This is a genomic window from Agrobacterium genomosp. 13 str. CFBP 6927 (assembly GCA_900012615.1).
GTDB lineage: Bacteria > Pseudomonadota > Alphaproteobacteria > Rhizobiales > Rhizobiaceae > Agrobacterium.
The window spans coordinates 1,379,498-1,393,694 of record LT009757.1; the positions used below are offsets into that span (position 1 = coordinate 1,379,498).

General features: G+C 60.1%; 8 protein-coding genes (1 of these 8 only partly in view). 6 read left to right on the forward strand and 2 right to left on the reverse strand.

The window, feature by feature from the left end:
* Positions 1-53 precede the first annotated feature (53 nt).
* A complete protein-coding gene (locus AGR13A_RS20680) occupies positions 54-1,901 on the reverse strand; it encodes a DEAD/DEAH box helicase (RefSeq protein WP_035223513.1) in 1,848 nt (615 codons plus the stop codon).
* Positions 1,902-2,291: 390 nt separating this feature from the next.
* Between AGR13A_RS20680 and AGR13A_RS20690 the strand changes: the two genes are divergently transcribed.
* The 6 genes from AGR13A_RS20690 (at position 2,292) to clpB (ending at position 12,221) form a co-directional block, all read left to right on the forward strand.
* Positions 2,292-3,569: an aspartate kinase gene (locus AGR13A_RS20690; protein WP_080840376.1), complete on the forward strand. Its 1,278-nt coding sequence runs from the start codon at positions 2,292-2,294 to the stop codon at positions 3,567-3,569.
* Between the two features lie 175 nt (positions 3,570-3,744).
* Positions 3,745-6,012: a phosphoenolpyruvate--protein phosphotransferase gene (gene ptsP / locus AGR13A_RS20695; protein WP_035223510.1), complete on the forward strand. Its 2,268-nt coding sequence runs from the start codon at positions 3,745-3,747 to the stop codon at positions 6,010-6,012.
* Positions 6,013-6,090: 78 nt separating this feature from the next.
* Positions 6,091-7,173 (forward strand): peptide chain release factor 1, encoded by a 1,083-nt coding sequence (prfA, locus tag AGR13A_RS20700; RefSeq protein ID WP_080839082.1) that lies wholly within the window; start codon positions 6,091-6,093, stop codon positions 7,171-7,173.
* On the forward strand, positions 7,170-8,039 hold the full coding sequence (gene prmC / locus AGR13A_RS20705; RefSeq protein ID WP_080839084.1) for a peptide chain release factor N(5)-glutamine methyltransferase: 870 nt from the start codon (positions 7,170-7,172) through the stop codon (positions 8,037-8,039). Before prfA ends, prmC begins: the two co-directional genes overlap by 4 nt.
* Positions 8,040-8,433: 394 nt before the next feature.
* Positions 8,434-9,237, forward strand: a complete 804-nt coding sequence (locus tag AGR13A_RS20710; protein WP_080839086.1) for a DUF4167 domain-containing protein — start codon at positions 8,434-8,436, stop codon at positions 9,235-9,237.
* 359 nt (positions 9,238-9,596) lie between these two features.
* Positions 9,597-12,221 carry an ATP-dependent chaperone ClpB gene (gene clpB, locus AGR13A_RS20715; protein WP_080839088.1) on the forward strand — a complete coding sequence of 875 codons (2,625 nt, stop codon included), beginning with the start codon at positions 9,597-9,599 and terminating at the stop codon, positions 12,219-12,221.
* Positions 12,222-12,290: 69 nt separating this feature from the next.
* Here the strand turns inward: clpB and AGR13A_RS20720 are convergent, their stop codons facing one another.
* Positions 12,291-14,197, reverse strand: partial view of a M23 family metallopeptidase gene (locus tag AGR13A_RS20720; protein WP_080839090.1) — the 3' portion only. The gene runs 40 nt beyond the window's last position; 1,907 of the gene's 1,947 nt are visible here — the last part of the coding sequence; its start codon lies off the right edge, out of view; the stop codon is at positions 12,291-12,293.

Consider the following 14,197-nt stretch of genomic DNA (forward strand, 5'->3'; position numbering starts at 1 on the left):
GAGGATGACGTCGATAGCAGGTACGTCTGCCGTCGTCAGTCACAGAGTGGCCCTCAGCCCTTTGTCGGCTTCGGTCCGCGCTTTTCGAACGGCTTGTCCTTCTTGCCCTCGTATTTCGGCTTGTCGCCGAAGGGCTTTTTCTTTTTCCAGGGCTTGTCGTCGCCCTTGCGGTCGTCGCGAGGGGCGCCGGCATTGTCGGATTTGCTGAATTTCCGCTGCGCCTTGGCAGGCCTTGTGTCTTCGCGGACATTGCCGGTCATTTCCGGTTTGCCTTCCAGCGCCTTCAGACGAATGCCCTTCTCCAGCATCATGTCCTTGCCGATGGCGGAGGTGAAGCGGTCGACGGCGTCTGCCGCCAGTTCCACAAAGGTTTCCGTCTGCTGCATGCGGATCGCGCCGATATCCTGACGGGTGATCTTGCCGAAACGGCAGAGCATGGGGATGAGCCAGCGTGGCTCGGCGCTCTGCTTGCGGCCGACCGAAAGCGAAAACCATGCGCTGTCGGCGAAATCGGAGCGTTCGCGGCGCGGTGCGTTGTTTTCGACCGTCTCAAAGCTGTCGCGGCGCGGCTTGCGGGTGTTGTCCAGCGCGACTTCGAAGATGTCTTCCGGTGCCGAGCGTCCGGCGTGATAAAGACGCACGAAAGCGGCGGCGACTTTTTCCGCGCCATGCTGTTCGAGCAGCTTAGTCACGAAATCGCGTTCGTCCTCAGCCACGGCTTCGCTGAGTGTCGGATCGGCCAGAAGCCTTGCGCCGTCGCGCTCGACGATCTCTTCGACGGAGGGCGGGCGAACCCATGCGGGGCTGACCTTGGCGCCTTCGAGAAGACGTTCGGCCTTGCGGCGCTGGCTCACCGGCACGATGATGGCGCTGACGCCCTTCTGCCCGGCACGGCCGGTACGGCCTGAGCGGTGCAGAAGCGTTTCGGAATTGGTCGGCAGGTCGGCATGGATAACGAGTTCCAGCCCCGGCAGGTCGATGCCGCGGGCGGCAACGTCGGTCGCCACGCAAACACGGGCGCGGCCGTCACGCATGGCCTGCAGCGCGTGCGTGCGCTCGTTCTGCGTCAGTTCGCCGGAGAGGGCCACGACCGAGAAGCCGCGATTGTTCAACCGGGCCGTCAGATGGTTGACGGCGGCGCGGGTGGAGCAGAAGACGATGGCGTTGCGGGCTTCGTAAAAGCGCAGCGCGTTGATGATGGCGTTCTCGCGATCGGACGGCGACACCAGAAGCGCGCGATATTCGATATCCACATGCTGCTTCTGTTCGGAAGCGGTGGCGATGCGAACGGCGTTCTTCTGGTAGCTTTCGGCCAGCTTGGCAATGCTGCGCGGCACGGTGGCCGAGAACATCAGTGTGCGGCGATCGTCGGGCGATTCTTCCAGAATGAATTCCAGATCCTCGCGGAAACCGAGATCGAGCATCTCGTCTGCCTCATCCAGCACCACGGCGCGGATGGACGAAAGGTCTAGTGCGCCACGCTTGATATGGTCGCACAGACGGCCGGGTGTGCCGACGACGATATGGGCGCCGCGCTCCAGCGCCCGGCGCTCATTGCGGATATCCATGCCGCCGACGCAGGATGCGATCGACACGCCGGCGAATTCATAAAGCCATTCCAGCTCGCGCTTGACCTGCATGGCCAGTTCGCGGGTCGGCGCAATGGCAAGTGCCAGCGGTGCGGAAGCCTGACCGAAGCGGGTGTTTTCTGAAAGCAGCGTGGTCGCCAGCGCGATGCCGAAGGCGACGGTCTTGCCGGAGCCGGTCTGCGCGGAAACCAGCGCGTCCTTGTCGGCAAGTTCCGGTGACAGCATCGCCTGCTGCACGGGGGTCAAGTCTTTGTAGCCGCGTTTTTCCAACGCCTGCGCGATCGCCGGGGCGATACCCTGGGTGTCTGTCATCTACCGTCTTTCGGATATGAAGCTGCCCGCATCCGCCCGAAACCAATAGGTCCTAAAGTCTCCGGGGCAGCCGATACAGGCCATTTCGGCCATCTGGCCGGTTGCATTGCCGCGCTCATACTGCGAATGCGCCGGTTTGTACAGTGCAGTGCGGTACGCTCTTTCATCCTCTTATGGATGGCAACCCGTTCCATCCGGCCATCTTCTTTTGCCGGCTGCGCTAAAAAAGGCGTACCGCATGGTTCATAAACGGCATTGCGTGCCCCCCGCCTTTTCGCTAAGAGACCCGCAACTTGAGGCTCTTTGTCAGGAAGAGCCGACTGGGTTTGTTCTTGTCCGTCCGCTCTTCGAAGGAGCCGGCGGGAAAATGGGATGGTACTGGTCAAGGCTATGGCTCGCATTGTCATGAAATTCGGCGGCACGTCCGTCGCGAACCTCGAACGCATTCACAATGTCGCACGGCATGTGAAACGCGAAGTGGATGCCGGCCATGAAGTGGCCGTGGTCGTTTCCGCCATGTCCGGCAAAACCAACGAATTGGTGGACTGGGTGCAGAATGCTGCGAAAGTGGCCGGCGCCAACGCCGCCTCCTTCTACGATGCGCGCGAATATGACGCGGTCGTCGCATCCGGCGAACAGGTGACATCGGGTCTTCTGGCGATCACGCTGCAATCCATGGGCATCAATGCGCGCTCCTGGCAGGGCTGGCAGATCCCGATCCGCACCGACAATGCGCATGGCGCCGCCCGCATTCTCGAGATCGATGGGTCGGATATCATCCATCGCATGGGCGAGGGCCAGGTGGCCGTCGTTGCCGGTTTTCAGGGCATTGGTCCGGACAATCGCATTGCGACGCTGGGCCGCGGCGGCTCGGACACGTCCGCCGTTGCGATTGCCGCAGCCGTCAAGGCGGATCGTTGCGACATCTATACGGATGTCGATGGCGTCTACACGACCGATCCCCGCATCGAGCCCAAGGCTCGCCGCATGAAGAAGATCGCTTTCGAGGAAATGCTCGAAATGGCGTCTCTCGGCGCGAAGGTTCTGCAGGTTCGCTCGGTCGAGCTTGCGATGGTACACAAGGTGCGCACCTTCGTTCGCTCCAGTTTCGAGGATCCCGATGCGCCGGGCATGGGCGACCTCATCAACCCGCCCGGTACTTTGATTTGTGACGAGGATGAAATCGTGGAACAGGAAGTCGTAACCGGCATCGCCTATGCCAAGGATGAAGCACAGATCTCGCTGCGCCGCGTGGCCGACCGTCCGGGCGTCTCCGCTGCGATCTTCGGGCCGCTCGCTGAAGCGCATATCAACGTCGACATGATCGTGCAGAACATCTCCGAAGACGGTTCGCGCACCGACATGACCTTCACCGTTCCCTCGGGTGACGTTGTCAAGGCTCTGAAGGTTCTGGACGAGAACAAGGCCCAGATCGGCTTCGACGTCGCGCAGAACGAGACGGGTCTTGCCAAGGTTTCCGTCATCGGTATCGGCATGCGCAGCCACGCCGGCGTTGCCGCCAGCGCTTTCAAGGCACTTGCCGAGAAGAACATCAACATCAAGGCGATCACCACCTCCGAGATCAAGATTTCGATCCTGATCGATGGCGCCTATGCCGAACTTGCGGTTCGCACTTTGCATTCCGCCTACGGTCTCGATAAGGCTTGAACCCGAGACATCGGTTTCCGATGCCCCGATTCTTCGGGGTTGCGTTCTTCCGATGTGGCGTTTCATGAAAGCGTGTCCCTTGCGGGACGCGCTTCTCTCGCTATAAATTTTTAAATGACGTTTTGATTCCCGAATATTATGACATTCGGATCGGAAGCGTCGGGGAGCAAACGCGATGAGAGACCTTTCCGCAGGTCCGCGCGTCCTGCTCAAGCGGCTGCGCGAAATGATGGCGGAGCACCTTGAACCGCAGGACCGCCTGGACCAGATCGTTCGCCAGATAGCCAGCAACATGGTGGCGGAGGTTTGCTCGGTCTACGTGCTGCGCTCCGACAGCGTGCTGGAGCTTTACGCGACAGAAGGTCTCAACAAGGATGCCGTGCATCTTGCCCAGCTGAAAATGGGGCAGGGTCTTGTCGGCACCATCGCCGCTTCCGCCCAGCCGCTTAATCTTTCTGATGCGCAGGCGCATCCCGCTTTCCGTTATCTTCCTGAAACCGGTGAGGAAATTTATCATTCCTTCCTCGGTGTGCCGATTTTGCGTTCCGGTCGTACTCTTGGCGTTCTTGTGGTCCAGAACAAGGCCAGCCGAACGTACCGGGAGGATGAAGTTGAAGCGCTCGAGACAACCGCGATGCTTATCGCTGAAATAGTGGCGAGCGGCGAGTTGAAAAAGATTACCCGCCCCGGTGTGGAGCTGGACCTGACGCGCGCCGTGTCCATCGATGGCGACGCCTATGGCGAAGGCATCGGTCTTGGTCATGTCGTCTTGCACGACCCCCGCATCGTCGTCACCAATCTCTTGAACGAAGATGCGGATACGGAAATCCGTCGTCTTGCCGATGCCATCGGGTCACTTCGCCTGTCGATCGATGACATGTTGCAGCGCCGAGACGTGCCGACGGAAGGCGAGCACCGCGAGGTTCTGGAAACCTACCGCATGTTCGCCCACGACCAGGGTTGGGTGCGGCGCATGGAAGAGGCGATCCGCAACGGCCTGACGGCGGAAGCGGCGGTTGAGAAGGTGCAGAGCGACACCAAGGCGCGCATGATGCGCCTGACGGACCCTTATCTTCGCGAGCGCATGCATGATTTCGACGATCTCGCCAACCGGCTGCTGCGCCAGCTGATCGGTTTTGGCGGGCGCGGACCGGAGCAGGATTTCCCGCTTGACGCCATCGTTCTGGCCCGCGCCATGGGCGCTGCCGAATTGCTGGATTATCCGCGGGAAAAACTGCGTGGTCTCGTGCTCGAGGATGGTGCCGTGACGAGCCATGTCGTCATCGTGGCGCGCGCCATGGGCATTCCGATCATCGGGCAGGCCACGGGCATCGTCGCGCTTGCCGAAAACAACGATCCCATCATCATCGATGGCGACGATGGTCAGGTGCATCTGCGCCCCATGTCGGACCTGCAGCGCGCCTATGAGGAAAAGGTTCGCCTGCGCGCCCGGCGGCAGGAGCAGTTCCGCGCGCTGCGCAATGTCGAGCCGATCACCAAGGATGGCCAGAAGGTCAATCTCAAGATGAATGCGGGCCTTTTGGTGGATCTGCCGCAGCTCGACGAATCCGGCGCTGACGGCATTGGCCTGTTCCGCACCGAGCTGCAATTCATGATCGCCTCCAACATGCCGAAGGGCGAGGAGCAGGAGGCGTTCTACCGCTCCGTTCTGCGGCAGGCAAAGGGCAAGAGCGTCACCTTCCGCACGCTCGATATCGGCGGCGACAAGGTCGTTTCTTATATGCGCGGCCAGGAAGAGGAAAACCCGGCACTGGGCTGGCGGGCGATCCGCCTGTCGCTCGACCGTCCAGGCCTGATGCGCACGCAGATGCGCGCGCTGCTGCGTGCCGCTTCGGGTGCTGAACTGCGCATGATGCTGCCGATGGTGACGGAGGTTTCCGAAATCCGCGCCGCGCGCGATCTTCTCCAGAAGGAAGTGCAGCATCTCTCGAAGTTCAGCCATGCGCTGCCGAAAAAACTGCAATTCGGCGCGATGCTGGAAGTGCCGTCTTTGATGTGGCAGCTCGACGAGTTGATGCAGGAGGTGGATTTCGTGTCCGTCGGTTCCAACGACCTGTTCCAGTTTTCCATGGCGGTTGACCGCGGCAATGCAAGGGTTTCGGATCGTTTCGACAATCTCGGCAAGCCGTTCCTGCGCATCCTGCGCGATATCGTGCGTGCGGGTGAAAGGCACCATACCTCCGTCACGCTTTGCGGTGAAATGGCAAGCAAACCGCTTTCGGCCATGGCCCTCATCGGCCTCGGTTTCCGTTCTGTTTCCATGTCGCCGACGGCGATCGGTCCGGTCAAGGCCATGCTGCTCGGGCTTGATGCCGCGCGCCTTGCCGATGAGCTGAATGCCGCGCTGGACGATCACAATTCGCTGGAAAGCGCGCGCGAGGTGTTGTTACGCTTTGCCGCGACGCATTCCATTCCCATTTAGAGCATTTCCAGGAAAAGTGGACCCCGGTTTTCCGTCCGAAAACGCTCTAAAAGCCTTGTTTCATTATTGGAGTGACTGGTGGCGAAGCTTCCCGTCGAAAAAATGCGTGAGTTGGAAAGGCGTTTCGGCGAAATCGAAGCGCGTATGTCGGCCGGCCCTGCAGCGGATGTTTATGTGAAGCTGGCTTCGGAATATTCCGAACTCGAGCCGGTGGTGAAGAAAATCCGCGACTACGAGAAGGCGGTTTCCGAGGCCGCCGATCTGGAGGCGCTGCTTGCTGACAAGACGACCGACAAGGACATGCGCGATCTGGCGGAGATGGAGCTGCCGGAGGTCGAGACCCGCATCGGCGAGCTTGAGAAGGACATGCAGGTCCTGCTGCTTCCGAAAGATGCAGCCGACGAGAAAAGCGCAATCCTTGAAATCCGTGCCGGCACAGGCGGGTCCGAAGCCGCGCTTTTCGCCGGCGACCTTTTCCGCATGTATGAGCGCTTCGCATCGACCAAGGGCTGGAAAGTCGAGGTTCTTTCCGCCAGTGAAGGCGAAGCGGGCGGTTACAAGGAAATCATCGCCACCATCAGCGGGCGAGGGGTGTTCTCCAAGCTGAAATTCGAATCCGGTGTGCACCGGGTGCAGCGTGTGCCGGAAACGGAAGCGAGCGGCCGCATCCACACCTCCGCCGCCACCGTTGCCGTTCTGCCGGAAGCGGAAGATATCGACATTGAAATCCGCCCGGAAGACATCCGCATCGATACGATGCGTGCTTCCGGCGCGGGCGGCCAGCATGTCAACACCACCGACTCGGCGGTTCGCATCACCCATCTTCCGACGGGTCTGATCGTCACCAGCTCGGAAAAATCGCAACACCAGAACCGCGCCAAGGCCATGCAGGTTCTGCGTTCGCGGCTTTACGATATCGAACGTCAGAAGGTCGACAATGAACGCTCTGCCGACCGCAAGAGCCAGGTTGGTTCTGGCGATCGCTCCGAGCGCATCCGCACCTATAATTTTCCGCAGGGGCGCGTTACCGATCACCGCATCAATCTGACGCTCTACAAGCTCGACCGGATGATTGAAGGTGAGATCGACGAACTTCTCGATGCGCTGATTGCCGACTATCAGGCCGGTCAGCTCGCCCAGCTTGGCGAACAGCAGCTTTGAGCGGCGGCGCTGACGGAACGGTTTCGACCGAGCTTGCGGCAGCCCGCAAACGGCTGCAGCTGGCGGGCGTCGCCGACCCGCTTCTGGATGCGCGCCTGCTGATTGCCGAGGTGAGCGGCTTTTCATTGACCGACTTCGTGATGAAACCAGATCATCCTGTGACGCCGGAAGAAAGTGTGCGGATTGCCGCCATGATCGAAAGGCGAGCGGGGGGCGAGCCGGTCCATCGCATTCTCGGCCACCGGGAATTTCATGGACTTGATCTCCTCTTGTCCAGGGAGACGCTGGAACCCCGTCCGGATACGGAAATTCTCGTCGACACGCTTCTGCCCGCCTTGAAGAAAGCCGCTGCCGAAAAAGGCAGGGTCCGCATCCTGGATCTGGGTACCGGAACGGGTGCGATCTGTCTGGCGCTTCTGAAGGAATGCCCGCAGGCGCTGGGTATCGGCAGTGACATTTCGACCGATGCGCTGGAAACGGCCGCCAAGAATGCGGCCCGCAATGGTCTCGGCTCGCGTTTTGAAACCATGCATAGCGACTGGTTCGAAAAAATCTCTGGCAGCTTTGACATAATTGTGTCGAATCCGCCTTATATAAGAAGTGATATAGTCACAACGCTCGACCGAGAGGTTCGTCATTACGATCCGATGGCGGCGCTGGATGGAGGTCAGGACGGCCTTGCACCGTACCGCCTTATTGCTGCCGATGCGGGCCGCTTTCTTGTGGAAAACGGGATTGTCGGTGTGGAGATCGGTTTCGATCAAAGGCTTGATGTTTCCGCTATATTTGCTTCCCACGGCTTCTCTCTTCTCGATGCCGTGAAGGATTATGGTGGCAACGACAGAGTTTTGACCTTCCGGAGATAGTTATCAGCGATATGTCTGCGGATTTTTTGCAAGGATATTTTGCACAGCAAAAGAAAAGGCTTGGATTTCCGCATGAAGCGGGATAGTTTGCGGCCACATGCAGGGTGGCTGAGGACGAACGCAGATTCGTCAGGGTATGGGTCAGTCCCGAAGCGGGTTCTTTTGAGAATCCTGAAGGCTGGGCGTTTCCGGCATGTGAATCAGTAAACTTTGTTCGCAGACGGCTCGGTGCAGCATTTGCGCAGCCGGTCGTCATACGCGAGGTCTTGTCCGGAGTTATCTTCGACGAGGCGCGTGTGAGAGCAATTTCAGGAAAAATTTCCAGCGGGTTTCCGTCCGGAATTGCATGAAAACAACCAGATTGTCAGCAAAACAGAATTCAGGTGAGCAATTGATGAGGCCAGGACAGCAAAACAAGCGCGGCCGGGGGCGTGGAAGCAACAACAATAACAATAATAATGGTGGCGGTGGTAACAACAACTTCAACCGCAAGGGCGGAAACCCGCTCACCAGGACTTATGACAGCTCCGGCCCCGATGTGAAAATCCGTGGCACAGCCCAGCACATAGCGGAAAAATACGCTGCCCTTGCCCGGGACGCGCAGAGTTCTGGTGACCGCGTGATTGCGGAAAACTATCTGCAGCACGCCGAACACTACAATCGCATCATCGCCACGGCCCAGGCCCAGATGCAGGAACGTTTCCAGCGCGATGACCGTGGTGAATACAATTCCGCGGATGCCGACGAGATGGACGGAAACGAAGGTGACGACGGCGTCGTTGCATCGCAGCAGCATTCCGAACAGTCTGAACGCGTGCAGCAGCCGGAACGCCAGGAGCGTGCCGAGCGGTCGGAACCGCGCCAGGAGCGTCAAGAGCGCCGCGAGCGCCCGGACCGCCGTGAAAGGCAGGAGCGTCAGCCTCGCCAGCCGCAGGTCTCGGTCGAGCAGCCCCCGGTTTACGATGCCAGCCAGGCTCCGCAGCCGGTGATCGAAGGCACGCCCATGGAAGTGGCGGTCGAGGAAGAGCAGCAGCAGGCTGAGGCTCCGGCAACGGAGCGCGCACCGAAGACCCGCCGTGCCACGACCCCGCGCCCACGTCGTCCGCGCCGTGCCGCAACAGCGGAAGGTGCTGAAGGCGAAGAGGCTCCGGCCGGCGAGGAAGCAACACCTGCAACGCTTGAAAACGCTGCCGAATAAGCAGGGTAGTCAAAAATACGCGATTGAAAAACTCCGGCTTGCCGGAGTTTTTTCGTTTCCGGGGTGGAGCATGAGTGGCAGCCAGGGTGATTGCCGCGAACGGATATGACACTTGTCAAATCCAGCCAAAATTTCCGGGGCAGCGGTTTCCCTCCCCTTTAAACCGATGAAACTGCCTCCCATATTCGTGCAGGAAGGTCGGATGCCTGCATTCAGCAGCAACTGTCCTTCGAGAGGCGGCGATCGTGAAATCCTTTTAAAACGCGACTGTCGTAGCGGGGCTTGCCTTTGAGGGAGCCTCAACCCTAACACCCGGAGCCGTGCCGAAAGCGGGCGGGCCGGTTTATGGAGGTTCGACTATGAATATTGAAAAATACTCCGAGCGCGTTCGCGGTTTTCTGCAATCGGCACAGACCTTTGCGCTGGCGGAAAACCATCAGCAGTTTTCGCCCGAACACGTTCTGAAGGTTCTGCTCGATGACGAGCAGGGCATGGCGGCATCGCTGATCGAGCGGGCCGGTGGCGATGCCAAGGAAGCGCGCCTTGCCAATGATGCGGCGCTGGCGAAATTGCCCAAGGTTTCCGGCGGCAATGGTGGCCTTTCGCTCACCGCGCCGCTTGCGAAGGTATTCTCGACCGCGGAAGACCTTGCCAAGAAGGCGGGCGACAGTTTCGTCACTGTCGAGCGTCTGCTGCAGGCGCTTGCGATTGAAAGTTCCGCCACCACTTCGGCTTCCCTGAAGAAGGCCGGTGCAACGGCGCAGGCTCTCAATCAGGTCATCAACGACATCCGCAAGGGCCGCACGGCTGACAGCGCCAATGCTGAACAGGGCTTTGACGCGCTGAAGAAATATGCGCGCGATCTGACGGAGGAAGCCCGCGAAGGCCGGCTCGATCCTGTCATTGGTCGTGACGACGAAATTCGCCGTACCATTCAGGTGCTGTCACGTCGCACCAAGAACAATCCCGTCCTGATCGGTGAACCCGGCGTTGGTAAAACGGCGATTGCCGAAGGCCTTGCGCTGCGCATCGTCAATGGCGATGTGCCGGAAAGCCTGAAGGACAAGAAGCTGATGGCGCTCGATATGGGCGCGCTGATCGCCGGTGCGAAATATCGCGGTGAGTTCGAAGAGCGCCTGAAGGCTGTGCTCAATGAGGTACAGGCCGAAAATGGCGGCATCATCCTGTTCATCGATGAGATGCACACGCTGGTCGGCGCCGGTAAGGCCGATGGCGCGATGGATGCGTCCAACCTCCTGAAGCCCGCGCTTGCCCGTGGCGAGTTGCACTGCGTTGGTGCCACCACGCTCGATGAATACCGCAAGCACGTGGAAAAGGACCCGGCCCTTGCCCGCCGTTTCCAGCCCGTTCTGGTGGATGAGCCGACCGTGGAGGACACGATCTCGATCCTGCGCGGATTGAAGGAAAAATACGAACAGCATCACAAGGTCCGTATCTCGGATTCGGCCCTGGTTGCGGCCGCGACGCTTTCCAATCGCTATATCACCGACCGTTTCCTGCCCGACAAGGCAATCGACCTGATGGACGAGGCCGCGTCGCGTCTTCGCATGCAGGTGGATTCCAAGCCGGAAGAACTGGACGAACTGGATCGCCGCATCATCCAGCTCAAGATTGAGCGCGAGGCCCTGAAGCAGGAAACGGACCAGTCGTCCGTCGACCGCCTCAAGAAGCTCGAGGACGAGTTGGCCGATACGGAAGAAAAGGCGGATGCGCTGACAGCCCGCTGGCAGGCGGAAAAGCAGAAGCTCGGCCATGCCGCCGACCTGAAGAAGCGGCTGGATGAAGCCCGCAACGAACTGGCGATTGCCCAGCGCAACGGCCAGTTCCAGCGCGCCGGTGAGTTGACTTATGGCATCATTCCGGGTCTCGAAAAGGAACTGGCTGCGGCGGAAGCCCGTGATAGCAGCGGTGCCGGCTCGATGGTTCAGGAAGTGGTGACGGCGGACAATATCGCCCATGTCGTTTCCCGCTGGACCGGCATTCCTGTTGACAAGATGCTGGAAGGCCAGCGCGAGAAGCTGCTGCGCATGGAAGACGAGCTTGCCAAGTCCGTTGTCGGGCAGGGCGAGGCCGTGCAGGCGGTTTCCAAGGCGGTTCGCCGTTCGCGCGCCGGTCTTCAGGATCCCAACCGGCCGATCGGTTCTTTCATCTTCCTCGGCCCGACCGGTGTTGGCAAGACCGAGCTGACCAAGTCCTTGGCCCGCTTCCTGTTCGATGACGAAACCGCGATGGTTCGCCTCGACATGTCGGAATATATGGAGAAACACTCCGTTGCCCGGCTTATCGGTGCGCCTCCCGGCTATGTCGGTTACGAAGAGGGTGGGGCGCTCACGGAAGCGGTTCGCCGGCGGCCCTATCAGGTCGTGCTGTTCGACGAGATCGAAAAAGCGCATCCGGATGTGTTCAACGTCCTCTTGCAGGTGCTGGATGACGGCCGCCTGACGGACGGCCAGGGCCGCACTGTCGATTTCAAGAACACCATCATTATCATGACCTCGAACCTCGGTTCGGAATTCATGACGCAGATGGGCGACAATGACGATGTGGATTCGGTTCGTGACCTGGTGATGGAGCGGGTCCGGTCGCATTTCCGGCCGGAATTCCTCAACCGCATCGACGATATCATCCTCTTCCACCGCCTGCGGCGCGACGAAATGGGTGCAATTGTCGAAATCCAGCTGAAGCGCCTCATCGCGCTGCTCGGCGACCGCAAGATTTCGCTCGAACTCGATGAGGATGCCCGCAACTGGCTTGCCAATAAGGGCTATGATCCGGCTTATGGCGCACGTCCGCTGAAGCGGGTGATCCAGAAGACGGTTCAGGACAGGCTTGCCGAAATGATCCTCGGCGGTGAAGTTCCTGATGGATCGAGGGTCAAGGTGACTTCGGGCACCGACCGGCTGCTGTTCAAGGTGAAGCCCCCCAAGGGTGAGGCCGAAACCGAAACGGCCGATGCGGCATAAACAAAAGGGCTCCGGAAACGGAGCCCTTTTTCATTTGACCGGTGTTGCAGGCCGCAAAGGTCCAGTGAATTACCGGCTCGCCACCTGATTGGGCTTTTCGTCAATATTCAGCAGATTGTCGATGCGCTTTCTCTCATCGGAGAAACGCGCCAGCGCCTCGCCGGAAAGCGACTTGCCGCCCGGCAGGCGTACCTTCATCGCATCCACCTTGGTGCCGTTGACGATCAGCTCGTAATGCAGATGCGCGCCGGTCGAAAGACCGGTCGATCCCACATAACCGATGACCTGGCCCTGCCGGACCTTTGCGCCTTCGGTGACACCCTTGGCGATGGCGCTCTGGTGGTTATAGGAAGAGACATAGCCATTGGCATGGCGGATCAGCGTCTGGTTGCCGTAACCGGAGGCCCATCCTGCCTTCTCGACAGTGCCGTTGCCCGTCGCGATGATCGGCGTGCCGCGCGCGGCGGCCCAGTCTGTGCCGGTATGCATGCGGCTGAATTTCAGAACCGGGTGACGGCGCATGCCGAAACCGGATGTCATGCGGCCGTTCGGAACAGGGTTGCGCAACAGGAACTGCCGGATGCTTTTGCCGTTCTCGTCGAAATAATCGATGCTGTTGTCTTCCGGGCTCTGGAACCGGTAAAAACGCGTCTCGTTGTCGCCGAACTTGGCGTTGACGTAGAGCAGCTCCGACTTGTCCGTCGCCTTGCCATCCGCATCTTCGACCGAGAAGAAAGCCTCCAGCGTATCCGCCGGCTTCAGCTGCGCCTGAAAATCGACGCTGCTGGCCAGAAGCTTGATGAGCTGGGAAACCATGCTCTGGTTCATGCCATAGGCAAGCGCCGCCCGGTAGACACCGTCATAGACGCTCGGCAGATCACGGCCGGCGGCCGGCGCCGGCGTGCTGTCGAAGGCGGTCGCCACCGCGTCGAGCTTCGGCGGTTCGCTGGCCTTGATGAAACGCTTGCGGTCATCGACGGCCATGGTGACCATGTGCCGGCCCTTGCGATAGAGACTGACGCGCACGATATCGCTTTTGTCGTCTTCCTGAATAATGCCGACGCGCAGCACATCGCCGCTTTCGACATTGTTCGACTGGATTTGCGGTGACAGCAGCCCGGCGATTTCCGATGACTGCGCCTTCGAATAGCCAGCGCCGAAGAGGGCGGCTTCGATGGTCTCTGTCTGGCGGGCAGGGATGACGTCGTCGGCATATTCCTTGACGGGTACGGACGCCGATTGCGGGGTCGAGACCGACATGTTCTGCTCTACGACACGGGCGGCGAGGCCAGCGGTGATATCGACATCGCCTTCATCATTATCGAAGCGGCGGGGGTCGATGTAATAGAGCGCGGCGAGCTGTTCGTTGCCATCCGTGAGGATCGAGCCGTTCGACCGGACCGCCTCCTCAACCTCGTCGAAGCTTAAGGAGCCGGCAAAGGCATATTTGGAATGCTGGACGGGAAAGGCAACCGTCTTCAGGCTGACTTCGGATTCGACCTCGGAGCCATAGATCGTTCCCGTGCGGCTCGCCGCCGGCGCCGGGGCGTCCTTGTCGTCATTGCTCGCGAAGATATTCAAGGGGTCGAAGGCGGGATAGTCGTCCTGCTTGGCGTAATTCGCCGCCAGCGGAATCTTGACGTGGGAGAAGGGAACCTTGCGGACCACTTCCTTGTCGCCCTCATTGATGACGGTGGAGACTTCCATGATCGATCGGTCGGACGGCCGGGCGGCGATATTCGGTGCGATGAGACGCGTACCCCTGCGGGCGGCTTCCGCGGCGTTGTTGCCCATATCCGCCTTGGCGAAGGCTTCGGCTGGAATGGCAAGCTGCTGGCGCCCGTCGAGAGCGGCAAACAGCGCCACACCCATCAATATGGAGGAAGTGATACCGGTGAGAAACGTGCCGGAGAGCCATCGAAGCGAAATCTCGCGACGATCGGGTGCACGGCGCCCTTCCGCCAGAATTGGCGGTT